General features: G+C 59.2%; 23 protein-coding genes and 1 pseudogene. 8 read left to right on the top strand and 16 right to left on the bottom strand.

The window, feature by feature from the left end; genetic code table 11:
* Positions 1-143 precede the first annotated feature (143 nt).
* On the top strand, positions 144-962 hold the full coding sequence (locus VSR68_RS29665) for an IclR family transcriptional regulator (RefSeq protein ID WP_342943251.1): 819 nt from the start codon (positions 144-146) through the stop codon (positions 960-962).
* Between the two features lie 354 nt (positions 963-1,316).
* Here the strand turns inward: VSR68_RS29665 and VSR68_RS29660 are convergent, their stop codons facing one another.
* On the bottom strand, positions 1,317-1,943 hold the full coding sequence (locus VSR68_RS29660; protein ID WP_342943250.1) for a tyrosine-type recombinase/integrase: 627 nt from the start codon (positions 1,941-1,943) through the stop codon (positions 1,317-1,319).
* Between the two features lie 455 nt (positions 1,944-2,398).
* Here VSR68_RS29660 and VSR68_RS29655 point away from each other — a divergent pair, with 455 nt between their 5' ends.
* On the top strand, positions 2,399-2,851 hold the full coding sequence (locus VSR68_RS29655; protein WP_342943249.1) for a MarR family transcriptional regulator: 453 nt from the start codon (positions 2,399-2,401) through the stop codon (positions 2,849-2,851).
* A 270-nt stretch (positions 2,852-3,121) separates the two neighbouring features.
* On the opposite strand, the gene VSR68_RS29650 is transcribed toward VSR68_RS29655, so the two are convergent.
* The 6 genes from VSR68_RS29650 to VSR68_RS29625 form a co-directional block, all read right to left on the bottom strand.
* Positions 3,122-3,514, bottom strand: coding sequence for a VOC family protein (locus VSR68_RS29650; RefSeq protein WP_342943248.1), 393 nt, complete (start codon positions 3,512-3,514; stop codon positions 3,122-3,124).
* 133 nt (positions 3,515-3,647) lie between these two features.
* A complete protein-coding gene (locus VSR68_RS29645; RefSeq protein ID WP_342943247.1) occupies positions 3,648-4,130 on the bottom strand; it encodes a MarR family transcriptional regulator in 483 nt (160 codons plus the stop codon).
* Positions 4,131-4,515: 385 nt separating this feature from the next.
* On the bottom strand, positions 4,516-5,016 hold the full coding sequence (gene msrA, locus VSR68_RS29640) for a peptide-methionine (S)-S-oxide reductase MsrA (RefSeq protein ID WP_342943246.1): 501 nt from the start codon (positions 5,014-5,016) through the stop codon (positions 4,516-4,518).
* Positions 5,017-5,129: 113 nt separating this feature from the next.
* On the bottom strand, positions 5,130-5,513 hold the full coding sequence (locus VSR68_RS29635) for a BON domain-containing protein (RefSeq protein ID WP_342943299.1): 384 nt from the start codon (positions 5,511-5,513) through the stop codon (positions 5,130-5,132).
* Between the two features lie 448 nt (positions 5,514-5,961).
* Positions 5,962-7,044 carry an alkene reductase gene (locus VSR68_RS29630; protein ID WP_342943245.1) on the bottom strand — a complete coding sequence of 361 codons (1,083 nt, stop codon included), beginning with the start codon at positions 7,042-7,044 and terminating at the stop codon, positions 5,962-5,964.
* A gap of 177 nt (positions 7,045-7,221) precedes the next feature.
* On the bottom strand, positions 7,222-7,926 hold the full coding sequence (locus tag VSR68_RS29625; protein WP_342943244.1) for an SDR family oxidoreductase: 705 nt from the start codon (positions 7,924-7,926) through the stop codon (positions 7,222-7,224).
* 704 nt (positions 7,927-8,630) lie between these two features.
* Here VSR68_RS29625 and VSR68_RS29620 point away from each other — a divergent pair.
* The 4 genes and pseudogenes from VSR68_RS29620 to VSR68_RS29605 all read left to right on the top strand — a co-directional run.
* Entirely contained in the window at positions 8,631-9,077 is a 447-nt protein-coding gene (locus tag VSR68_RS29620; RefSeq protein ID WP_342943243.1) for an Ohr family peroxiredoxin, read from the top strand.
* Positions 9,078-9,152: 75 nt separating this feature from the next.
* On the top strand, positions 9,153-9,599 hold the full coding sequence (locus VSR68_RS29615; RefSeq protein WP_342943242.1) for an OsmC family protein: 447 nt from the start codon (positions 9,153-9,155) through the stop codon (positions 9,597-9,599).
* Between the two features lie 70 nt (positions 9,600-9,669).
* The gene (locus tag VSR68_RS29610) at positions 9,670-9,942 is read left to right on the top strand and encodes a hypothetical protein (RefSeq protein WP_342943241.1); all 273 of its coding nucleotides are present in this window, start codon (positions 9,670-9,672) and stop codon (positions 9,940-9,942) included.
* A gap of 274 nt (positions 9,943-10,216) precedes the next feature.
* Positions 10,217-10,612: pseudogene (locus tag VSR68_RS29605) on the top strand (MarR family winged helix-turn-helix transcriptional regulator); the annotation flags it as partial.
* A 398-nt stretch (positions 10,613-11,010) separates the two neighbouring features.
* On the opposite strand, the gene VSR68_RS29600 reads toward VSR68_RS29605, so the two are convergent.
* From VSR68_RS29600 to VSR68_RS29585, 4 genes are all read right to left on the bottom strand, one after another.
* Positions 11,011-11,757, bottom strand: coding sequence for a hypothetical protein (locus VSR68_RS29600; protein WP_342943240.1), 747 nt, complete (start codon positions 11,755-11,757; stop codon positions 11,011-11,013).
* Positions 11,758-12,181: 424 nt separating this feature from the next.
* On the bottom strand, positions 12,182-12,688 hold the full coding sequence (locus VSR68_RS29595) for a helix-turn-helix domain-containing protein (protein WP_342943239.1): 507 nt from the start codon (positions 12,686-12,688) through the stop codon (positions 12,182-12,184).
* Between the two features lie 144 nt (positions 12,689-12,832).
* Positions 12,833-14,410 carry an aldehyde dehydrogenase (NADP(+)) gene (locus tag VSR68_RS29590; protein WP_342943238.1) on the bottom strand — a complete coding sequence of 526 codons (1,578 nt, stop codon included), beginning with the start codon at positions 14,408-14,410 and terminating at the stop codon, positions 12,833-12,835.
* A 15-nt stretch (positions 14,411-14,425) separates the two neighbouring features.
* Complete coding sequence (locus VSR68_RS29585) at positions 14,426-15,049, bottom strand: isochorismatase family cysteine hydrolase (RefSeq protein WP_342943237.1); 624 nt, start codon at positions 15,047-15,049, stop codon at positions 14,426-14,428.
* An 868-nt stretch (positions 15,050-15,917) separates the two neighbouring features.
* Between VSR68_RS29585 and VSR68_RS29580 the strand changes: the two genes are divergently transcribed.
* Complete coding sequence (locus VSR68_RS29580) at positions 15,918-16,775, top strand: enoyl-CoA hydratase/isomerase family protein (protein WP_342943236.1); 858 nt, start codon at positions 15,918-15,920, stop codon at positions 16,773-16,775.
* Between the two features lie 109 nt (positions 16,776-16,884).
* Positions 16,885-17,058: a hypothetical protein gene (locus VSR68_RS29575; RefSeq protein WP_342943235.1), complete on the top strand. Its 174-nt coding sequence runs from the start codon at positions 16,885-16,887 to the stop codon at positions 17,056-17,058.
* A 422-nt stretch (positions 17,059-17,480) separates the two neighbouring features.
* On the opposite strand, the gene VSR68_RS29570 is transcribed toward VSR68_RS29575, so the two are convergent.
* The 5 genes from VSR68_RS29570 to VSR68_RS29550 form a co-directional block, all read right to left on the bottom strand.
* On the bottom strand, positions 17,481-17,927 hold the full coding sequence (locus VSR68_RS29570) for a VOC family protein (protein WP_342943234.1): 447 nt from the start codon (positions 17,925-17,927) through the stop codon (positions 17,481-17,483).
* 62 nt (positions 17,928-17,989) lie between these two features.
* Complete coding sequence (locus VSR68_RS29565) at positions 17,990-19,237, bottom strand: MFS transporter (RefSeq protein WP_342943233.1); 1,248 nt, start codon at positions 19,235-19,237, stop codon at positions 17,990-17,992.
* Positions 19,234-20,106: an IclR family transcriptional regulator domain-containing protein gene (locus VSR68_RS29560; protein WP_342943232.1), complete on the bottom strand. Its 873-nt coding sequence runs from the start codon at positions 20,104-20,106 to the stop codon at positions 19,234-19,236. The genes VSR68_RS29565 and VSR68_RS29560 overlap by 4 nt, the downstream gene beginning before the upstream one ends.
* Before the next feature lie 68 nt (positions 20,107-20,174).
* Positions 20,175-21,200: a Rieske (2Fe-2S) protein gene (locus VSR68_RS29555; RefSeq protein WP_342943231.1), complete on the bottom strand. Its 1,026-nt coding sequence runs from the start codon at positions 21,198-21,200 to the stop codon at positions 20,175-20,177.
* Between the two features lie 58 nt (positions 21,201-21,258).
* Entirely contained in the window at positions 21,259-22,218 is a 960-nt protein-coding gene (locus VSR68_RS29550) for a fumarylacetoacetate hydrolase family protein (RefSeq protein WP_342943230.1), read from the bottom strand.
* Positions 22,219-22,342: the final 124 nt, after the last annotated feature.

The following is a 22,342-nucleotide window of genomic DNA, read 5'->3' as shown; positions in this document are numbered from 1 at the left end:
AGGTCCGTATAATGGACTATGTCGGCGCATCGCATGCGGCTCGTTGACCGCATGATAGGACAGACCCACAATCAGTAGAACAGTTTTGTCCGAATTCAAGGGTTAACTATGGCGTCATAATATGGACCACATCGGAGAAGATCATGTCTGAAGGCGTACCGGGTGCCCAAGCGGTTTCTCGCGCGCTTCGCGTACTTCGGGCAGTAGCGCGCAGCCGAACCGTCGGCATCAATCTCGCGCAGCTAGTTCGAGAGACCGAGCTCAACAAGCCAACAGCGCATCGATTGGTGCTTGCCCTAATCGCTGAAGGAATGGTTGAGCAAGATCCTCAATCGCTGCGCTATTTCGTTGGACGAGAGTGCTATGTACTTGGCGGCATAGCCAGCGAACGGTTCGGTTTGGGACGGGAAGCGGTTGATGCAGTCGCGCGTCTCGCTCGGTGGTCGGGCGACTCGGCCTTCTTATCGATTCGCAGCGATGTCTTTTCGGTTTGTGTATTGAGGGAAGACGGTGATTACCCGCTGAAGACGCACGTACTCCAGCCTGGCACCCGACATCCTCTCGGCGTCGGTGCTGGCAGCTTGGCGATGCTTGCAGCCTTGAATGACGTTGAGGTAACTCGCTGTCTGGAGGAAAACGAAGAAACTCTCAGGAGAACGTACGCTGGTTTTTCTCCCGCCTTTCTGCGAAGCGAGGTGGCGAGTACCCGTGAGCGAGGCTTCTCCGTTAATGAGGGATTAGTAGTAAGCGGCTCATGGGGTGTTGGTGTCGCAGTGCATTCCCCAACCGACGACGTAATAGGTGCGCTGTCGATCGCTGCAGTGGAGTCGCGCCTTCCCAGGGACCGACAGTCTGAGGTTGGTAGGCATCTCGTGAAGGAGGCGAAGCGCCTCGAAGCCCATCTTGCACGTTTGTCGGCGATGCGCCCTGAGTCTAAATCGAGGCGACACTCTAACGGCTGAAATGTTTGCAAGCTCGTATCCGTGCTCGTGGTGGAAGCAAATGTACAACCACCAGAAACGCAGAAGGGTGAACTGCGAGAGTCACGTCGCAGTGCTTTGTTGCGCCAGCCCTTCGCTAACCACCATAGGAGCTTCGTGTTCGGTGTCGCGGAGGCCGGCGTAGTTTAAGTAACGATGTCATGAAACTAAAACTGCTCACGGCGGGGCGGCCGACGGCGTGACCGTTTTCTGAGAGATACACTGCAAGCTGAATGGCCGGTTACTGAGTGGAACCGGCGGCTGAATGTCCGAGCGATGATCCCAGCGAATGACCCTTCATGGCCGCCAAGTGTCCCCTCGCCGGCCATGAAGGAATCAGACTTCGGTTTGCTCGGCCATCTCGAGCGCGTCGTCTACCTCGATCCCCAGGTATCGCACTGTACTTTCAAGCTTGGTATGGCCTAGCAGCAACTGAACCGCGCGCAGATTCTTGGTGCGTCGATAAATCAGCGAAGCCTTCGTGCGGCGCATCGTGTGAGTGCCGTACGCCGCGTCATCGAGTCCGATCGATGCGACCCAACGGTGGACGATGCGGGCATACTGGCGTGTCGACACATGTGGTGAGGCATGAAGCCGGCACGGAAAGAGAAAGTCCGCGGGTTTCAGTCCTCGCGCAGAAATCCAGGCTGCGACGCTCTGCCGAGTTTGCTCCGTGATTTCGAACTGCACTGGTCGTTGAGTTTTCTGCTGCATGAACGTTGCCCGCGAGACCACGTGGCCTCCTATGCAAATGTCCTGCACCTGCAGCCGCGTCAGATCGCACGCCCGAAGCTTGCTGTCGATCGCCAGGTTGAACAATGCCAGTTCACGAACATTCGACGACATCTGAAGTCTCGTCCGAATCGCCCATATTTCCCGGAGCTTCAATGGCGGCTTCTGGCCGGTCAATCTGCCCTTGTTCCACGGCACCCGCCGCCCAGCGGAAGAATTAAGCGTTTCCATGTCAATCTCCTCTTCAACGAAGGGAGATCGATTGTGCGCTCGAGAGAGTGGTCACTCTTCGACCCGTTTCGGTCATCTATGGCACGGCACCTTGACGACCGTTCTCGGGGTCTATCGGTCGTTCGCTGTCGCGTGCCCGGCAACATCCAAGCCGACGTTTCGTATACCCGATCCGCTTTTCCGGGACTAGCCTGGGACGCCATTGAAGCCATCGCATTCGATCATGGAGATGCGGTTCACTGGAGTGCTCATCGCACATTCGGCTTTCGTGGCTGCTCCCACCTTCGCACGCGTCTGGTAGCGATTCGATTTTCGCGGGGCCACCCTGGCTGCGCGTGATGGTAGCCATGTGACTTCCGTGAAATGCGGCCCACGTGTTTAGACCATATTGCGATATAATCGCAAGCGATATATCGAAACAGCGAGTCATTGACCTTCGTTCGAAGAGGATGTACATGAAACCTACTGAACTGCCAGAACCGGCACCCGTGCCGCTTGCGGACTATCTTTGCTTTGCTGTGTACTCCACGAATCTGGCGTTCGGCAAGGCTTACAAGCCCGTCCTCGATGTACTTGGCCTCACGTATCCTCAGTTCATTACGATCATAGCGCTCTGGGAGCAAGACAATCAGACAGTGAGCGGGTTGGGGGAGAAGTTGTTCCTGGAATCGAACACGCTTACACCACTGCTGAAGAAGCTCGAAGTGATGGGCTACGTGGAGCGCAAGCGTGATCCCGAGGATGAGCGCCAGGTGCGCGTCAGCTTGACGAAAAGCGGCCGGCGGTGGCGCGAGAAAAGCCTGAAAATTGCAGACCTTACCGATGCGACTGGGCTCAGCCCGGACGAATTCCAGAAATTGCAGAAAGCGATCGTGACGTTGCGCGGTAATTTGATCAACTCACTCTGACGCGCTTTCTCCGGAAGCGGGGTAGCCGACACGGATCGCTTTCTCTTAGAGCGATATCACTTCCGGCGCGAGCGACAACATCAGTTCTCGCTCTTATGTGTCCATCAGTCGGAGGACGACTCAGCTAACGGGTGAACTCGGCGCGTCATGTGTCGTCCCGCGCTGGTTGAGCGCAAACTTTCGACGACGCGCGACCCGATGTCCGCGCGCCCCCTTCTAAAGAGAGCTTACGCTGATCCCAGCCCGTGACAACTGGCTCAGGAAGCGGCGCTAACTGCGAATGCGGTACAACGCGCATATCTTGTTGCCATCCGGATCGCGTAGGTAAGCGAGATACAGCCGACCACCAGGTGCTTCACGCACACCAGGCGGCGCTTCAATCGACGTACCGTGATTCGCAAGACCAGCCGCGTGCCAGAGATCTACCTGCGCGGCCGACGAGCACTCGAAGCCGACTGTTCCGCCGTTGGCGTACGTGGCCGGTCGCCGATCGAGCGGCTCGGTAATGATGAACATTCCCGCGCTGTTGCGATACACGTAGCGTCGACGGTGGACGTTGTCATCTTTGATGCCTTCGTCATAGCCGAGTGCGCCCAGTACGGCATCGTAAAATCGCCTAGCTTTTTCGAGGTCGTTGGTACCTACCGCAATGTGACTGAACATTACTGGCAATCTCCTGCTTGAATGGTGATTGGATCTGAGTGCCAGCCGCGAACTGGGCTTTTGCTGATGTTGAGCAGACGTTAGCCGGGCCGTATTTAGTCTGGCGCGATATATGTGGAAAGCGCGACGAGATTCAGTCCCTCATGGCTGACGTCAGTTGTGGAGGGCGCTCGAGGTTGGTCCGCAGCTTCGAAATGGCCTCCTGTACATACAGGACCTCGCCAAGCACTAGACCCATGGTCCTAGCGGAATCAGCGCTCAGTGCTTTCTCGCGAAGCTGCCGACCGTTTCCTGTGAGGCTGACCAGTATGCGACGTTTATCCTTTGGATCGCGCTGTCTATCCAGATAGCCCATGAGTTGCAACCGTTTTAATATTGGCGTTAGCGCGTTGGTTTTTAAAAGCAGCTTTGCTCCTAGCTCGCCGACGGCCTGGGGTGAGCGCTCCCAGAGCGCAATGATTGTGACGTATTGCGGATAGGTGAGCCCCAGTTCGTCGAGGATCGGACGATAGGCTTTGCCGAAGGCAAGGTTTGCTGAGTAGATCGCGAAACAGAGCGATTCAGAAAGCTTTACGGGTGCCGCGAACGGGTGGTCTTTAGATCTCGTCTGCATCATCTTGAAAAACGTAGGAATCCAATGAGACTCTCGTATGGTAATCTGGATAGCTCGGGATCACGAACGACTGCTACCTGCATGCGCCTCCAGGCTGCTGTGTGAGCAGATAAAACACGACGGAGCGCCAGGCGACAGGTTACAGAAGGCCGGCGCTGTCGAGCTTGTTGAAGTGGAGCAGTTCGGGACACTCTCGTTCCGCCCAACCCCGCGGAGTCTGATGGAGTTCATACGGCAACCGGTATCGTGACACCATTGGGATCAAAGCTGGTCGTTGTCGTCTCGAGTAATATCAGCAACGCCTTGGCGAGTTGGGGGCCTTGTGGCGCGTGGATCTTGCAACCCGATACGTAAGCATTTTGCAGCCATATTGGCTGTCCGGTTCGGCTCACCTATCCACCTGCCATTCCTGTCGAACGAAATGGCAGGTGTATCCGTCGGGATTGCGTTCCAGATAGCCTTGATGTTCCGGCTCCGCTTCCCAGAATTCCCGCGCTGGCGCAATCTGGGTGACAACCCTACCAGGCCAGAGGTCGGACGCATCGATTTCGGCCACCGTGTTACCGGCTATCGCTTTTTGCTCTTCGCTGAGGTAGAAGATTGCTGACCGGTAACTCGGCCCGATATCATTGCCTTGTCGGTCAGCAGTCGTCGGATCATGTATCTGGAAGAAGAATGCCAGGAGCTGGCGATAACTTATTGTTCGCTTGTCGAATACGACCTCAACGGCTTCTGCGTGTGTGCCATGATCGAGGTAGGTGGCGTTAGGCGTGGAGCCACCGGTGTAGCCGACGCGCGTTGAGACTACGCCGGGAAAGCGCCGCAGTAGCGCTTCCATTCCCCAGAAGCACCCACCAGCCAAAATGGCAGTTTCAGTTTCCGTCGTCATTTCATCCCTTTTTCATAGTCGATGGATGCCTCGCTGGCATCCAATCGAAGTTCTGCTTGACTCGTGATCGTCGGGCGGAATACAAACTACCTGACATAACAGCGGGAAAGCAATTACCGAGGCGTCCTGACGCCAAGCCGGTTGTTCACAGAGTTCACACCCTCTACTTTCCCGGCCGCATTGCCGGCAAGGGTGATCTGATCGTCGCTGATGCAACTGCCGGTTAGCGTGACCATACCGTCGACGGCCCTGACGTAGATATTCGCGGGACTCAATCCCTTGGTGCGCGAGAGCACATGACGGACCTTCTTCGCGAGCGCGCGGTTTGCGGCCTTTGCAGTTTTGGGTGACGTCGGCACCGCAGCATTTGTCGGAGCCGATGGTGACGTTGCGTCTTGTGCATGTACACCAAGGGAAAGCGTCAACGCGAAAGCAGTGACAGCGGATTTGACGGCGCGAGTGACCTGCAATTTGGTATTCGATGTGTGGACGAGCATGACATTCACGACGAGATCTCCTCAGTACATTGCCCAGTCATTCCGGGCCGGGTTTATAGTTCGCATGCGATGTACTCGCATGCGTGTAAGGATGCGACAAAGACTCGTCAATGTCAATAGCATGCGGTCTAATCGCATGCGATCGGTAGGGGATGGGGAAAGCGTAGCCCATTTAGAAAGACGCTCGCGGACGGCCCCGTTTCACATGCCGCGTGAACTTATCAGTGGTTCAAATGGTCTTGGACCGAGCCACATAACCTTAGAGAACCTAAGCATGAGCGTCCGCAGAAGCAGCGACCGTGGCTATTTGTCTTTCGCTCTAGCAACGCCCGCGAAATGACGCGGTTCGCATAGGGCAACTTCCACCGCATGATCGCGGCGACGGGTATAGAGAACGACAATTATCTTGGCCGGGCGGCCATCGTAATTGACAATCTACACGGGTAGCTCAAGTATCAACGCCGAGCGATGAATCGGCCGTTTGCAGCACCGGGTAGTCCGTGTAACCGGTTTCCCCTTCGGCGTAGTAAGTGGAAGGATTGGGCTGGTTTAGCGGTGCGTCGAGTTTGAAGCGCTGCGGCAGGTCAGGGTTAGCTATAAACAACTGACCCCACGCGACGGCATCCGCGTCACCTGCATTGAGCGTCTGCTGAGCCGATGCCCGCGTAAACTTCTCGTTCGCGATGTACGGTCCGCCGAACACGGCTTTCAGTTTTGGACCAAGACGGTTCTCGCCGAGCGATTCCCGGGCGGCGATGAACGCGATCCTGCGCTTGCCGAGCTCGTGAGCGACATAGCCGAACGTAGCCGCTGGGTCGGAATCGCCCATCGTACCCACGTCGCCGCGCGGCGCGAGGTGCATGCCAACACGGTTAGCGCCCCATACGTCGATACACGCGTCGGTTACTTCGAGGAGGAGGCGGGCGCGATTTTCGATTGAGCCGCCATACTCGTCCGTACGATGGTTTGTGCTGTCTTGCAGGAACTGGTCGAGCAGATAGCCATTCGCACCGTGCACTTCGATGCCATCAAAGCCCGCGGCCTTGGCATTCCTGGCACCCGTACGATAGGCATCGACGATGCCTGGGATTTCGGCGAGGTCGAGCGCGCGCGGCGTCACGAATGGTCGCGGCGGACGCACGAGGCTCACGTTGCCTTGTGGTGCGATTGCGCTCGGCGCAACCGGCAGATCACCGTTCAGGAAGATCGGATCCGACATGCGGCCGACATGCCAAAGTTGCAGAAAGATCCTGCCCCCGGCGGCGTGCACGGCTTCGGTAACGAGCTTCCAGCCTGAGACCTGTTCCTGCGACCAGATGCCCGGCGTCGCGGCATAGCCGACACCTTGTGGCGTGACCGAAGTGGCTTCCGTGAGGATCAGTCCGGCAGACGCGCGTTCAGCATAATACTTCGCCATCAGCGCATTAGGCACCCGTTCATCACCGGCGCGCTTGCGGGTCAGCGGGGCCATGATGATCCGATTCGGCAACGTGAGGTCGCCAACCTGGAGAGGGTCAAAAAGAGTCGGCATAACAGTTTGCTTTTCCTGACGGACATAAGGTCCGCGACGTTGAAACCTGCGTGATGCGCGAGCTGAACGAGCTCCAGCTTTCATGCCAGCATCTGTCCATGAATGGTGTTGGCATGCATCGACGAAGCCCAGATGTGAGGGTCCCGGGCGTCAGGCTACGGGACCGGTTCGGCGCCGTTAGCGTTGCGCCGCGTCTTTCAGGTAGATGCCCTCCGACAGCCCGGCCTTTACTTGCCGAGTGACAGCGTCGGTGGACACTTCGTCCGCGCCGGCTTCAATGGCTTCGTACGCTTGGCGCACGACGTCGGCCGGGGTTGCTTTCGGGACTTCCAGTCCGCGCACCAGATCCGTATCGATAAAGCCGGCATGCAGCCCGACAACCTGCGTGCGCTGTTCGCGCAGCGACTGGCGCAGGCCGTTCGTCAACGCCCACGCGGCCGACTTCGACACGCCGTAGGCAGACAGAATTGGCCGGTTCACCCAGCTCGCGACCGATAGCACGTTCAGGATTGCGCCACCGCCGTTGGCGGCAAGGTTCCCTGAGAACGCTCGCGACGTCGCGAGCATGCCGACCACATTGGTCTCGAAGTGATCGCGCAGCGCCTCGATTGCGCCGCCGTCGGTCAGACTCCCAAGCCGCGCGATACCCGCGTTGTTGATGAGTAGAGTGACATCTCGCGCTGCATCGGCGGCCGCGGCTACGGCTGCCGGATCGGTCACGTCGAGCTTCACGGGAATCACTCCCGGTAACGTCACGCTGCCCGGATCGCGTGCAGCTGCATATACCTTCCACGCCCCTCTTTCCAGCGCCTGTTTTGCGAACTCGAGGCCAAGCCCGCGGTTCGCGCCCGTTACGAAAACGACAGCATCTTCGATCTTCATAGTCATTCCTTTCGCATGTTGAATCGCATGCGCGTCGGCTCGCCGTGCGCGTGGGATCTGTTGGGAACAAGGCTGCATTCGCTTACCGAAACGTTGCGCCGTGCCTTCCCGCGCAGCAGCTAATCGCGACGCGCAGCCAGCGCCGGATTGCTTTTGTCGGACGATTTGTGACCTCTTACGCATCGCACACGACGATGGCGAAGGATATAACTATGAAAATCATATCGTCAAGTTGTGGCGTGAGTTTGCCAACGATTTCCTGTGGGGGCCGGAAAGTTCGTGGCAATGGAGTTCGCCCCGCGGCGGCGCGTACCGGACAGACGGGTCGACCGACTGGCGTCCCCGTGGCAGCGTTTGCCCCAGTCGTAACGTGCTGCACGCCGTCACTGTCTGATAGGGGAGCAACAAGCCACGCAGGCGGGGCACGCTTGTCCCCGAAAGGACGCGCCGGCAATTCACATCAGTCGCCGACGCCCAAGTCGGCCAGGAGATCGCTTGTTTGCTTACACCGCGCGCGACAGGTTGCTGGACAGGCGGCACCATGCTGGTCGAGCGTCCGATCTATGTTCGCGCTATCGCAAAATCGCATGCGATTAAATATTTTGCGATTGACATTGTGCGCGTCCTTCTTCATTATGCGACGCAAGCGATTACATCGCATGCGATTTAAGAGCTTACCCCCCTTATTCACATAGGAACCCATCATGACCAAGATCGATCAAGTCCTCTTCTCAGGCAACTCCAACGCCGCGGTCAACCACGACCCCGATGTCCAGCGTGGTGAGCACGGCGTACTCGACCTCAAGCTTTCGGCACTCAACAGTGAAGGCCGCGATTTCATTGCCACCGAGCTGCACCCACGAGCCGAACAGCTGTTTTCCGGTGCGTGGTCCGCGTGTTACATCAGCGCATTCGAAATCGCTGCTTCGCTCAGGAAGGTCACCCTGCCGGCCGACTATTCCGTGGACATCCAGGTCAGTATCGGAACGGTCGGTAACGGATTCTGCCTCGCCGCCGATTTCACCATCCGAGCGCCGGGTCTGGCAACGGAAGTTGTCGAGGCAATCGCGAAGCGCGCCCACGAAATCTGCCCGTATTCGAAGGCCGTTCACGGCAACATCGAGATCGGCCTGAACGTCGTAGTTGCGTGACAAATACATCGCATACGACAACATCGGACAAGAGTTAAACAGCTTTTATTACCTTTATATACACAGGAATCCATCATGGAAAAGATCGAAAAAGTCCTCGCTGCAGGCAACTCCCACGCCACGGTCAATCGCGACCCCGATGCCCAGCGCGGCGAGTATGGCGTCTATGACCTCAAGCTGACTGCCTCCGGCATTGAGAACCTCGATTACATCGGTACCGAGCCGCACCCGAGAGCCGAGCAGCTGTTTGCCGGTGCCTGGTCCGCCTGTTACACCACCGTGTTCGGCATGGCGGCCCAACTGCAGAAGGTCACGCTGCCGCCCGACTATTCCGTGGACATCCGAGTGAACATCGGGCAAACCGGTGCAGCCTGGTTCCTCGGCACAGAACTCAACATCCGCGTGCCGGGTGTGGAAAAGGCAGTCGTGGAGAAAATCGCGCACCTGGCCCATCAGATCTGCCCGTACTCGAAGTCCGTGCGCGGCAACATCGAGATCAACACGAACATCGTCGCGGCGTGATGCGCCTGGGCACGTGTCTCTCTTCGGGGAGCACGCGCCCTTTACTGAACATCTTCCAGGAGTTTCCATCATGAAGACCAAGTTCATTGTTGCACTGCTCATCGCAGTTTCGGCATCCGTCACCGCACCCGCGTTCGCCAGCGGCTACGGACCGGCTCCTTTCTATAAGCCCGCGGTTGGCGCACCCGCATCGCAAAGCGGTCAGAGTCTGCGAACCGTCGCCGCCGAACGCGAAGATGCAACCAGCCCGGAAAAGGCGTACGGCGGTGCAGTTTACGGAATGTCGGAAGCGGGGAGCAGTCTTGCTGTGGCGTCGCGCGACAACTTTTTCGCGCATCACTAAGTCGTGCATCTTTCCGCCGCTGGGTCGTCGCGCATCTTCTTGCTCCTGCGCGCCGGCCACAGCATCAGGCGGTCGATGATTTGTTATCGGAGAAAGAAGCAGGCAATGCTCAACCATGTAGCGGTCGGCACCGACGACCTGGGAAAAGCGAAGCGGTTCGACGATGCCGTGCTGAGACCGCTCCGCTATGGTGAAGGAACTTGAGGATGACAACGAGCAAAAGCCAAGGAGGACTCACGTGAAATCCAAGGATCAACTGGCACCGGAAAGTCTAATGCTGTCCGACTACCTGTGCTTCGCGGTCTACTCGGCAAACCTGGCTTTTGGCAAAGCATACAAGCGGATACTCGAGGAACTCGGACTTACCTACCCACAATACATTACGATCGTTGCGTTGTGGGAGGAAGACAACCAGACCGTCAGCAGTCTTGGCGCAAAACTGTTTCTCGAGTCCAACACACTTACGCCAATGCTGAAGAAGCTCGAGGCGATGGGCTATCTGGAAAGACAGCGCGATCCTGGTGATGAGCGCCGGGTGCGAATCAGTCTCACGAAGAGCGGCCGGCGGCTGTGCGAAGAAGCTCTTAAGATGGACCCCGTCGAGACAGGCCTCGCGCCGGACGAGTTCGCGCATGTTCAGTCGGCGGTCGTGACGTTGCGGACAACCTTATCAAGTCAGTTCAAAGCGGAGAATAAGCGCTTACCGGCGGTATTGCAGCGGCGTCCTTTTGCAGACATACAACGGACTCGCTGGCCCAGCATACGGACGATCTGATCAGGCGGGATACGTTCGGAGAGAGCATCCGAAGCTAGTCGACCTCTGCGAGATGCCCGTCGCGACAAACCGCGCGGGCGCGACGACGGGACGGGCAAAAACTGGGCGCCATGGCGTATTCGCCCCGCGCGTGTCGACTACACCATTGGTCCTAGCGTCTGCAGACGCACTCCTCAGTCTATGTTTGCGTTCCCTGAGATTCCCGTATGATAGGAGTGGTGGGTCGCTCATGGCGTAACGCCATCCGCTCTACTACCTCATCACAACCGGCTTGCGATGCCGCATCGCCCGGCTTAGGCAGATGTCAGCACGAAGGTGCCGCCGGATCTGGAGGCCCATAATTCTGTGACGTTGCTGGCGAACGTTTGAAGAAAAGTCTTAAGCGATGCACGGTTGTCCGCGCCAGTTGAGCCAAACAAGGTGTTGAAGTCCTGCTGCAACTTCGATACCGCGTTGTTCAATGACGTCGTCGAACCTGTCTCACTGTTCCCGCTGGCTTCTCCGGTCTGGATGCTTCCCGCGCCAACGGCCCGTGCAAGCGATTCAAGTCCTTCAGCAAGGGGATTCGAGTAAGCCGTCGTTGCAGATGGGCCGTTCCCCTGATTACCAGAGTTGCCCTGCGATGCTGGTGAGGAGGCGGTTCCGTATTGCAGACCTGGGGCTACCTGAAGGATCTGGCCGATAAACTGCTCAAATATCGCATCAACACCTGCTCCGGATAGCGACCCCGCATGCGACGTGGAGCTGATGCCCTGGGCCTCTCCGGTTGCAGGCGTACCGGTTTGGCCGAATGGGAGAGCGAGTCCCAGTTGAGAAAACGCCTGAACGATCGCTTGGACCAGCCGATTCCCGGGAGGCGACGATGGCGTCTCCGTATGCTTGTACGCTTGCGAGACCGACTCGTGCTGTACGCTGATCCCTGGTACTTGTCCCGAATCCAGCAATAGCAGAATACGGATGTCTTTGTAGTCCTTGCTGTTGAGTTGTTGTGCAATCGTCAATGGTTCCTTTTGCTCGTTGTTAGAGCTGTTGTGGAACAAGTTCAATGCTGCGGTTAGTCGTTGAGCGGCGTTAGTTCGTCACGCAGTTGCCGCGAGCGGGGGAGCCTGTTTTCGCGGCGAAGTCTCCTGAAAGTTGTTCTGTCGCGTCGAATTCATACGTCACATCGTATACGATCGAATCGTATAAGATATGACGTCGAAGAGAAATTTGAACGCAGGCGGCGGCGACAAGCTTATTTTGTTGGATTTCAGCGTCGCTTGAGACGGCACCGCAGTGCTGTCTGCTGTCACGGCTATAGCTTAATCTGCGCTTCTCTATTCGTGCAGTCGGCCTGATGCAGGAGGAACTGGCCAGAAAGCCGACCCGATCTGTAGCCGCTGGTCCGACCTCGTTGGCTAAAACATCCTGGATTTGGGGGCAATCGAACGGGTGCAGTCAGGGCAGACTAGCGATGCGTATGAATCACGCAGACTTGGCGGTCTTCACCGCGTCCTGTCGCGCCGCCCGCTCCTGCGCGTAGGAAGGGCTCAATTCAGCCTTCAGATCTTCGCGCCGCAGTGGTTCACCACAGGCCTCGCACACTGTGCCAATCCCGGCATCGTGGCCACAGGTAAGGTGCGTATAGTGAACCGCGACGTCCTCGTCCGGCGACTTGTGCCATGTTTCACCCCATTCGCGGAGCGCAAGGATGACCGGATAGAACGCTCGGCCCATGTCCGTGAGTTCGTATTCGTAGCGCGGGGGCTTTTTCATGTAGCGCTTGCGCTCGATCATGCCATCTGCCTCGAGTCGTTTGAGGCGGGACGAGAGCATCTGCGGTGTTGCCTGCGACTGCGCCAACAGCCCGTCGAACCTCCGGTTGCCCATGAACAGCTCACGCACGATCAAGACAGTCCAGCGGTCGCCGATGACATCCTGAGACCGGGCGACCGGGCACAGCGTATCGCTACTTTTGGACAACGCAGCCATTCAAGACCTCGCAACGAGCCTGAATATGATAATCATATTAATGATAGCACGGGTTCGCGTCGCACGCATGCGCGGCGAACCCATGACTTCGTAGCCTGCGCGGATTACGCGCTGCTGGCCCGCTACTTTTAAGCTGACCGCGGTTCAGGCCTTGGACAACTCACCGTCGGTCAGACGCCAGATGCCGCAAGGGTTGTTATGCCGCAAGGCTTCCGGCAGCAGCTCGTTCGGAAATCCCTGGTAGCAGACAGGCCGCAGGAAGCGCTCGATCGCAGTCATGCCGACGGAGGTAAAGCGGCTATCCGACGTTGCAGGGAAGGGGCCACCGTGGATCGACGCATAAGACACCTCTTGTGGATGCGCAAACGCATTGACGACAATCCTTCCCGTACGGCGTTCGAGAAGGGGCAGCAGGCGGGCGGCGAGTGTGTGATCAGCGGAATCGATGTGCATCGTTGCCGAGAGCTGGCCCCGAAACCGCCTAGCGATACCGATCAGTTGCTCGAGGTCCCTCACCCGCACCAGTAGTGCAGCGGGTCCGAAAACCTCTTCCGACAAAGCCGGATTCTCCAACATCCGGGCGCCGTCGATTTCGAAGAGAATCGATTGACCGTCCCACGCACCCTGCGGTTCGCCGCCCGCCGCGATTCGCGTCGCCCCGGCGTTGCTCTGGCGTTCGACGTTCTTCCGATAAGCCGTGAAAATGCCAGGCGTCAACATCGTGCGCGCCTGCATTGCTTCGACGCGGGAGATCATCGCCGCTTTCAGTTCAAGGTAACCTGGCCCATCAATGGCGAGCAGGATGGCAGGCTTCAGGCATGCCTGACCGACGGTAACGAGCATGCGTTCGGCGAAACCATCGCCAATGACGCCACCCCGGGCAGCGAGCGCAGCCGGCATTACGAAAGTCGGATTCACACTCGTCATTTCGGTAAAGACCGGTATTGGATCTGGACGCTGCTGGGCGCGTCGGAACAGTGCCATTCCTCCGCCCTCCGACCCGGTGAAGGTGACCCCCTTGATGAGCGGGTGATCGACCAGCGCCTCCCCGATTTCGTTCCCGCCACCGCGGATTAGAGAAAACACACCTTCGTGCAAGCCTGAGTTCTTCACAGCCTGCTGGATTACCCGTCCCATCATTTCTGACGCGCCGGGGTGCCCGTTGTGGGCCTTTACAACGACAGTGCAGCCTGCGGCCAGCGCCGACGCAGTGTCTCCGCCCGCGACCGAGTAGGAAATCGGAAAATTGCTCGCGCCAAAAATCGCGACCGGCCCGAGTCCGATTTTTTGCATCCGATGGTCCATTCGTGCGCGCGGCTGACGTTCCGGTTGAGCACGGTCGATCGTCGCCTGGCGGAAGCGCCCCTGACGGACGACGGTCGAGAACTGACGAAACTGGAGTGCGGACTTCGCGGCTTCTCCTTCGAGTTGCTCGACCGGTAAGCCGCTCTCGAGCGACGCGCGTCGCGCGAGCTCCGGCGTGACAACGTCGAGGCCGTCGGCGATTCGATCGAGGAACTCGGCGCGTTCCGTAAGGCTCGTGTGGCTGTAGCTATCGAATGCGTCGTCCGCGAGATGTGCTGCGCGATCAACCTCTTCAATTCCGCCAAACGCGAAGGTCGGCTCAATCTCGACATTCAATGCCGGATTAAGTGCTTTCATGCTGCCGGACGTCCCTGCGACTTCGTGCGCACCAATTAGTAGATTACCGGTGAGTTTCATGAGAGTTCCTTTCGATCAGGCGGGAAGTGCAGCAACCAGCTCTGCCGTCGTCAGGATTTCATGGGCGAACGTGGGGCCGTTTAGTTCGTGCGCGGCCCGCATCATTTCCTTGGTGAAAGCGGCTGTGGCGTCTCGAACGAGCGTGACGTGATAACCCAGCTCCATTGCAAAGCGGCTCGTGGACTCGATACATGTATTCGCCAGCAGGCCGACCACGATCACGTGCGTGATGCCTTGCTGTTTGAGCTGGAAGTCGAGATCAGTGTTAGCAAAGCCGCTTTGGCCCCAGTGCTCGTGAATGACGATGTCGCCTTCCTGCGGCACAAAGTCAGGATGCCACTCACCACCCCACGTGCCCTTGGCGAACGTTTGGCGCTTCTGCACGAGGCGTTGAGTTGGGTTCGGATGGTCCCAGTTTTCGTAATCACCAGGTTGCCAGCGGCGATGCGGCACATAAAGAACCTGGATATCTGCTTTCCGCGCGCTAGCGACAGCAGCACGGAGATTGTCGAGCAGCCGGACTTCGGCGGCGATATCGCGAAGCATCGGAAAGAGCTTGCCGCCGTCCGAAAGAAAGTCGTTGTACGGATCGACCAGCAAGAGTCCGGTGCGGTCCGCGTCGTATGCAGGTTTGGACATTTCAATACTCCGTTAGATTAGGTCAATGTGCGAATGAAGCATTCGCGTTGCACAGTCGGCGCCGGGTTGCTTTTGTTGGACGATTCGTGACGCCTAACGCATCGAAGACAATGACCGAAGGATATAACTATGATAATCATATCGTCAAGCGCTGCGCGGCTTCCCTGACGACTCGCCTGAAGTTGAAACGTCTGCAGCCCACCGTCCAGCGGAGCGTCTACCGTGCCAGCGGCGCGCTTCGATTAACCCGGCGTAGCGCCGGAATTGACCTACACTCTGGTGACGGGCGAGACAGCGCGCAAGACAGGTGGCACCATACTGGCCGCTGCGGATCCATCGCGGCAAGTTAGGTGCATATGAGGTTAAGTTGGCGGTGGCTGGCGTTGAAAATGTCGAGTTCGTCGGTAGCAAGAGCCGAGTAGGTGTTTCCGGCGTCTGGTCGGCCTGTTAAACCATCGTGCTCGGCAGGGCAGGACAGCTATGGAAGGTCACACTGCCCGCTCGCCCATTCCGTGGACATCCAGGTGTACATCGAGCAGGCCGGCCCGCGCTGTTCCTCGGTGCCAAGTTCAATATCCGCGTGCACGGCAATGGAAGAGGCGTCGTCGAGAAGATCGCGGACCTGGCCCATCAGATCTGACCGTACTCAAAGTCTGCGCGGAAACATGAAGTCAGCACGAACATCGTCGCAGCATGATCGCCATGGGCACGCGCCGTCACTGAACATCGTTTTGGATGTCCCCGTCATGTAGACGAAGTTCGTCGTTGCACTGCTCGCGCGTCGAAATTGTCAGCGGACGTGCAAGCTGCCGGGGCCAGCAGTCGCCCTGAACTTAATACTGGTTTAGCAATCGCCAGGAGAAGCACCATGCCTGACTCTTCACAGTTCGACATCGACCCCAGTTGTCCGGGCCGGTGGACAATCACCTTCAGCAACCCGCCGATCAACATGTTTGTTCCTGCGACGATCGTCGAATTGGGTACAGTAATGACCGACCTTGACTCAGACCCGTCCGTGAAGGTCGTAGTCTTCCAGTCGGCGAATCCCGATTTCTTCGTCGCCCATCTTGATGTAGCTAAAGCGGCCGAACGGCCAGAGGTGTTGGGTCTTTGGCGCGACTTCGTACTGCGACTCGCGTCATCGCCAGTGGTAAGCATTGCAAAGATTCGTGGACGCACGCGCGGCATCGGGAACGAGTTTGTTCTTGCCTGCGACATGCGCTTTGCCAGCAGGCAGAGTGCCATATTTGGCAACCCCGAAGTCGGGGTTGGTCTGGTTCCGGGAGGCGGAGCACTGGAATGGCTCCCGCGCCTGGTCGGTCGGTCGCGGGCACTTGAGTTTGTTCTCAGCGCCGACGACTTCGACGCCGACATAGCCGAACGCTATGGATGGGTGAATCGCACGCTGGAAGATGACGCTCTCGACACATTTGTCGATACGCTGGCCCACCGCCTGGCCTCTTTTGACCGCGAAACACTCGGCGCGGCGAAAGCTCAAATCAATCGTTTCGGAATGCCGGCGGCTGGCGAGATCCAGTCGAGCATTGACATGTTCTTTCCGGCGCTGGCCTCGCCAAGTGGGCAGGCCCGTCGCGCCAAGCTCCGGACTCTGGCCTACGGAGTTCCGAGCGATTTCGAATTGAATTTCGGCAGGTACCTGCCTGCGCTAGGGCAGGCGGGCGACGATGACACAGGCGCGCCGGTCGCCGGTGCTGCAAAGGTCTGAGCCTCTTCCTGCGTTTCGCACGGCGCCCCGTCGACGTGGTGCGTCGCAGGTTTATTTTCCAGCCTCTCGTCTCGGACATCCGAGATGTCGCGACCAGGAGACCACGGCGATGATGAAGCAGAAGGGTTCTTTCGAGAACGGTCGGAGTGAATTGCTGGCCGGACTCATTGAGCTTCCCGACAAACCTGTCGCATATGCGCTGTTCGCACATTGCTTTACTTGCGGTAAGGACTTGAAGTCCAGCGACGCGCATCGGAAAGTTCGCCTTGGTGAGCTCGTGTGACAGCGTCTACTGACGGTGGCTGTGCGATAGTTAGTGAGACGAAATGGTGCAATGTGTCAGTGATGAAGCGTCCATTCGTACAGGCCGGCCACTTGGACAGATGCGTCGGCTCAACTGCTGTACTCAAGTGCCGAAAATGCGTTCATCGTCGCGAATGGGCTGGCAGCTTTATGACGCCCTTCGGACGTTTGAGTGTCCGTGCTACCGCGCGCGCAAATGGCCGTTCCTGGCCGAGCTCTGCCTGACGCAGTCGCCTCAGTTCGTTTCTTGTGACCTTCGCACGCCCGGAATGCAGGACGACTTGCCGGGATCAGGTCCCACTCAGGATTTGAGACGCGAAGCGCGCGACCGGCTTCCGAGCGTTGCGGCCGAGGAGGTTTCTCCTACCGGCGAATCGACGCGGAGTCCAGAGGGATCATATCTCAGGCGCCGAGCCAGTATGGATCAGACGAAAAATCGCTCGTGACCGGATGCGTTTCCAACGTATAGAACCGGAGATGCCTGCCATCCGGATCCTCCGCAGCCAGCAGCCAGCCGAGCACGCCCGTGAAGACGGGCGAATGAAGGATGCCGTTCGCCTCCAGATGATCGTGCCACGCGAGCAAATCGCGGCGGGAGTGCACCGAGAACGTCACGGGATCGAGCCCGGCCTCGCGTGCCGCACGCTCTGGCGACGCGCGCAACTCGAGATACGTGCCGAGATTCTCGATTGCGAGTATGTAGGCGAACAGCTCTCCGTCCGCACGGCGATGATCCAGCTCGGGCAGGCGTTTAGCACCGAACGAAATTGAATAGAAATCGAGGCTGCGATCGAGATTCGACACGTTGAACTTGAGGTGATGAATGCCTGCGATGGTCGGTGGGCTCATAATTTCCTGGCGTTGGTGATGTAAATTACTATCGATCGGAAGTGCGAGAGAAACAGAATCGGCTAACGTCTCGCTGCAAGCGCAGGCGCACCGTCCGTGACGATGTTTTCGGTGTTCTCCGCGCCGCGCATCGCAGGCCCAAGGGTAAGAAACAGGACGGCGGCAACGATGAAGAGGACCACAGACATCGCGGCTGCCATCGCATACGTGCCAGTGCGGTCATGAATCGCGCCGTACACGATTCCACCTGCCGCGATGCCTGTATAGAAGAACGCCGCGAGCCCGCCGTACACGGCGCCGTAGTGCCTGAGACCGAAGAGCCGCGCGCAGAAGAACGAGAGAAAATCCAGTTCGGCGCCGATGCTCAGTCCGATGAGAAGGACGGCCGACAAGGCCCATCCCGTGCCTGGTCCGCCGATGATCCACAACAGCATGCCGAACGCGGCGAGGAGTAGCGCGCTTGCAGCAACACGCTCGGGGCGAAACATATCCAGCGCCCATCCGATCACGAGCCGGCTGACAAACACCGACGCAGCGAGCGCGGATAGAAGCAGAGGTGCCGCTTGCACCGCGAGTCCCCGCTCGATCACGAGTGACTGGAACTGCGATACAAATCCGAGCGAGGCGACGCTCAACGCGAAAACAGCCGTACCCAGCAGCCAGAACGAACGCCTGACTACGGCGCTCGATAGCGTCTCGCCTGCCTGCGTATCGGGCGAATCAGCGTTCCTGCCCGGATCGCGCATCAGCGACAGCGCAAGAATCCCTGCGACGAGCACGACGGCCGCAAAGAACAGGTAGCCGCCGCGCCATCCCCAGTGCGCGAGGATGGACGCCAGCACGGGCGGCAGGATCATTGCCGCGAGACCGATCCCGAGTAGGGAGCAGGCGAGCGCCGTACCCCGCGATTTCCGGAATCGCGACGAGATGCTCCGCGTATAGCTCACAGGCCCCGTTGCGCAGCCAAGGACATTGAGCGCGATGAAGGCCGCGTAGAACATCCACAGCGCGCCGTTCATCTTCGCCAGCCAGACGAAGCACACGGACATGCCCAGCGCTGACAACATCGCCACCCGGCGCACGCCGAAGCGGTCGAGCAGCAGACCGGCGAACGGCAGGACGGCCGCCGTCACAGGCAGTGCAACGAGGGAAACAGCAGCGGCCGCCTTCGACCAGCCGAACTCCTGTTCAAGTGCTCGAAAAAAGAAGCTCGACACCGGGTTGTAGGCGCCGATGCCGAGGCCAAGCCCGATCATGGCGCCGATCAGATCGCGCCAGCCACTGCGAAGTTCATCGATGAAGGCGCTCATGCCTCGTCCTTGTCCCGGTTGTCCTTGTCCTGATATTCGATGTCCCGCGCGCTGTGGGCGGGTGTTTCCGTCTCCAGGTGCTGGACGCCCGCGGCGATCTTCTTCGCGCTGCGGACCATCGCGGCCAGATGCTGCCGTGCCGCTTCTTCGGGCCTCAAGGCGCTCGCAATGAAGGTCAGGTTGATGCAGCCGATCACGCGCTCTTCGAGCAGGATCGGTACCGCTATCGCACCCGTTTCTGTGGGCTGTTCGCCGTAGCGCTGGCCATAGCCCTGCTCTCTCGTGCGATCGAGCAGGGCTATCACCTCGCCCGGCTGTTCAATCAGTTCGTTGCCGGGTTCGGGACACCGCGCGAGATTGGCGAGAATCTGCTTGCGCTCGTTTTCCGGGCAAAAGGCAAGGTATGCCCTGCCCGTTGCACCTTGCAGCATTGGAAAGCGCAGGCCGACCACGCCGCGATCGATCGTGAGCGGACTCGACTGGCGTGTCGTCTCGCGAATCCACATGGCGTTGTTCATGAAGGTGCCGAGATCGACGGGCCAGAGCACCTTGCGCTGGAGCGCGCTCAACACAGGCCTTGCGACCTGCGTCACCCAGTCTTCGTCGGAAAAACCCTCGGCGAGCGTGCGCACGAGCATCGTGAGGCAATAGCGCTGCTGCCGCAGATTGACCGACACGTAGCCCGCCGTGCGCAACGTCTCAAGGATCCGATAGAGCGCCGGCCGCGAGATGCCTGTTGCCGCAGACAACTCCGCCACGGTCGCCCCGTTGCGGACATTCAGCGCTCTCAGCACCGTGATGGTCCTGAGCGGGCCGCGCATCAGGCCCGCTTCGTCATCCGTGCGTTTCGACCTGACATTCGAGTTCATGGCAGGAACCCCGTCTGGAACCCCGGGCTCATTCTCACATTTAACATGCGCGCTTTCGCGGCCGTCCATTAGCGGATCAGCTCGCGGCCGGGATGGGCGCGCGGGTAGCGTCTAATGTACTGGATCCCGAACGCAAGGAAGCGGTCCGATGCGGTGACGTTGTCGCGGCGAAAGCTCAGCGTATCGAAGATCGGCGCATCCTCGTTCACGAGGCGCAACGCATAGTCACGCGATTGGACGAGCAGCGCCTTTGCGCCGACGTCGTCCGTGACGCCTGCTGGCATCGTTGTAGCGCTGACGAGAAACCCCTGTGTCGCATTCTTTCCGACAGGACAAAGGCTATGCATCTGATAGAGCCTGCGGCCCTCCGTCTCGCTCGCGATCGTCACCGTGTTGACTCCCCAAAGCCTGCGATTCTGGATCACGTCGCCGAACTCCGGCGCGCTCACGCGCGCCTCGTAGGCAAGCGTGTGCTCGTGCTCGCTCACACAGTCCGGGTCCACTTCGATCGGCATGCCGTGCACGACCCGGAAGTGCTGGAGGTCGAAGCTGTTGAGGAACACGATCGAACTCTCCACGTGCATTTGAAGCGGATTGCGGTACGCATCGATCAAGAGCGCTTCGTCGCGCTGCCCGAAGTGCGGAGCAGGATGAAGCGGGGTTTCGCCGTTGAAGGCCCAGATGATTCCAAGCGACTCCGCCGTCGGATAGCTGAACAATTTCGCATGGGGCGGCGGCGGATCACCCGCCGGGACGTCGATGCATGAACCCGTCGAGTCGTAACGCCAGAAATGAAATGGGCACTGCACCTGGTCGTTCACGAGACGCCCCATCGACAGGTTCGCGCCGAGGTGCCGGCAATACGCGCTTCTGACGTGAGCGAGGCCATCCGAGGTGCGATAGACGATCACGCGCCCATCGAGAAACGGCGCACCGATCAGGCTTCCTTGCCCGACCTCGGACGATAGCGCAACGGGATACCAGCAGGCATGAAACTCGTCGTCGCCGCAAAATTCGATTCGCGTGCCGCGGCCTCGCGCGTCGATCAGCCGCGTCGTCTTCGTGGCGTCCTTTGGAAGTGCCTCTTCGGTCATCGTCTTCTCCATCATTCATGGTGCCGGTCGACCGGCGTGCTCTGGTTTGATGCGGTAATCATCCGACGAGGGTCTCGCGATATCCGGCCGGACGCCAGCGCGCCTCGGCGATGCACACTTCGAGACGGCCCACCTTGTCGATCTCCGCGCGGATGCGATCGCCTGGTTGAAGGAACTGTCCGATCGATGCGCCCGAGCCCGCGCACGAGCCTGTAAACACGATATCGCCGGGTTCGAGCGTGATGAAGCGGCTGATCGTGGCGACCTGCTCGTACACCGTGTAGAGCATGTCCGACGTGCAGCCGTCCTGCTTGATCTCATCGTTCACATAGAGACGCAGCCCGAGCTGCTGCGGATTGCCTACGAACGCGGCGGGCATCAGCACTGGCCCGACGGGCGCCATCGCGTCCTGCGCCTTGGCGCGCACGAGATCGATACCGATTGTCGACTCGCGATCGAGCAGATCGCGGCAGGTCAGGTCGATACCCACCGCGTAGCCCGCGATGGCCGCCTGCGCCGAGTCGAGATCGGCGTCGGTGAGTCGCGCGCCCATCACGACGGCCAGCTCGACCTCCCAATCGAATTGCTTCGTATCGGGAGGGATCGCGATATCGTCGCCGGGGCCGACGATAGAGGTCGACGGCGGACGCAGGAACATCGGCATCTTCGGCCAGCGCTCGGCGGGCAGATTGAATTCGCGAAGATGGTCACGGTAGACGGCGCCCACGCACACGAGCTTGTTCGGAAAGCGGATCGGCGTGACTACCGTGGCGTCCGCCACCGCGACGTATGCGCCCGACGATGCACCCGCCGCCGCGCATAGCTTCGCCACTTCCGCCAACAAGGGCCAGGCGCTCTGCCAGCAGTTCATCACGTCGCGCAGGGTCGGGCCAAACCCGCGATCAAGCCCGGCTTCGAATGCAGTGCCGAGCCGGTCCAGCCGGAAGTAGCCGGAGGGCAGCGCGATCGCCGCGCGGTCCCCGTCGGCGGTGCTGAGATTGGCGAGAGCGAATTCCATGACGATGCTTTTCCTCGAACGATTGACGCTTGCTATCTTTTGCTCACCCTCTGCGCTGCGAAGTTGCCGCAGCGCATCGACGTGAGTTCACTCTATGAGGCCGCAGAAAGCGCATCAACTACGG

Source organism: Paraburkholderia phymatum, assembly GCF_038900715.1.
GTDB lineage: Bacteria > Pseudomonadota > Gammaproteobacteria > Burkholderiales > Burkholderiaceae > Paraburkholderia > Paraburkholderia phymatum_A.
Note: the sequence above shows the minus strand (reverse complement) of the source record. Positions and strands in the feature narration are given on the sequence as shown.

What these genes read in the sequence shown, in the direction of transcription:
- VSR68_RS29665 (WP_342943251.1), top strand. Translation starts at nt 144, where the DNA reads ATGTCTGAAGGCGTACCGGGTGCCCAAGCGGTTTCTCGCGCGCTTCGC.
- VSR68_RS29660 (WP_342943250.1), bottom strand. Translation starts at nt 1,943, where the DNA reads ATGGAAACGCTTAATTCTTCCGCTGGGCGGCGGGTGCCGTGGAACAAG.
- VSR68_RS29655 (WP_342943249.1), top strand. Translation starts at nt 2,399, where the DNA reads ATGAAACCTACTGAACTGCCAGAACCGGCACCCGTGCCGCTTGCGGAC.
- VSR68_RS29650 (WP_342943248.1), bottom strand. Translation starts at nt 3,514, where the DNA reads ATGTTCAGTCACATTGCGGTAGGTACCAACGACCTCGAAAAAGCTAGG.
- VSR68_RS29645 (WP_342943247.1), bottom strand. Translation starts at nt 4,130, where the DNA reads ATGATGCAGACGAGATCTAAAGACCACCCGTTCGCGGCACCCGTAAAG.
- msrA (WP_342943246.1), bottom strand. Translation starts at nt 5,016, where the DNA reads ATGACGACGGAAACTGAAACTGCCATTTTGGCTGGTGGGTGCTTCTGG.
- VSR68_RS29635 (WP_342943299.1), bottom strand. Translation starts at nt 5,513, where the DNA reads ATGCTCGTCCACACATCGAATACCAAATTGCAGGTCACTCGCGCCGTC.
- VSR68_RS29630 (WP_342943245.1), bottom strand. Translation starts at nt 7,044, where the DNA reads ATGCCGACTCTTTTTGACCCTCTCCAGGTTGGCGACCTCACGTTGCCG.
- VSR68_RS29625 (WP_342943244.1), bottom strand. Translation starts at nt 7,926, where the DNA reads ATGAAGATCGAAGATGCTGTCGTTTTCGTAACGGGCGCGAACCGCGGG.
- VSR68_RS29620 (WP_342943243.1), top strand. Translation starts at nt 8,631, where the DNA reads ATGACCAAGATCGATCAAGTCCTCTTCTCAGGCAACTCCAACGCCGCG.
- VSR68_RS29615 (WP_342943242.1), top strand. Translation starts at nt 9,153, where the DNA reads ATGGAAAAGATCGAAAAAGTCCTCGCTGCAGGCAACTCCCACGCCACG.
- VSR68_RS29610 (WP_342943241.1), top strand. Translation starts at nt 9,670, where the DNA reads ATGAAGACCAAGTTCATTGTTGCACTGCTCATCGCAGTTTCGGCATCC.
- VSR68_RS29595 (WP_342943239.1), bottom strand. Translation starts at nt 12,688, where the DNA reads ATGGCTGCGTTGTCCAAAAGTAGCGATACGCTGTGCCCGGTCGCCCGG.
- VSR68_RS29590 (WP_342943238.1), bottom strand. Translation starts at nt 14,410, where the DNA reads ATGAAACTCACCGGTAATCTACTAATTGGTGCGCACGAAGTCGCAGGG.
- VSR68_RS29585 (WP_342943237.1), bottom strand. Translation starts at nt 15,049, where the DNA reads ATGTCCAAACCTGCATACGACGCGGACCGCACCGGACTCTTGCTGGTC.
- VSR68_RS29580 (WP_342943236.1), top strand. Translation starts at nt 15,918, where the DNA reads ATGCCTGACTCTTCACAGTTCGACATCGACCCCAGTTGTCCGGGCCGG.
- VSR68_RS29575 (WP_342943235.1), top strand. Translation starts at nt 16,885, where the DNA reads ATGATGAAGCAGAAGGGTTCTTTCGAGAACGGTCGGAGTGAATTGCTG.
- VSR68_RS29570 (WP_342943234.1), bottom strand. Translation starts at nt 17,927, where the DNA reads ATGAGCCCACCGACCATCGCAGGCATTCATCACCTCAAGTTCAACGTG.
- VSR68_RS29565 (WP_342943233.1), bottom strand. Translation starts at nt 19,237, where the DNA reads ATGAGCGCCTTCATCGATGAACTTCGCAGTGGCTGGCGCGATCTGATC.
- VSR68_RS29560 (WP_342943232.1), bottom strand. Translation starts at nt 20,106, where the DNA reads ATGAACTCGAATGTCAGGTCGAAACGCACGGATGACGAAGCGGGCCTG.
- VSR68_RS29555 (WP_342943231.1), bottom strand. Translation starts at nt 21,200, where the DNA reads ATGACCGAAGAGGCACTTCCAAAGGACGCCACGAAGACGACGCGGCTG.
- VSR68_RS29550 (WP_342943230.1), bottom strand. Translation starts at nt 22,218, where the DNA reads ATGGAATTCGCTCTCGCCAATCTCAGCACCGCCGACGGGGACCGCGCG.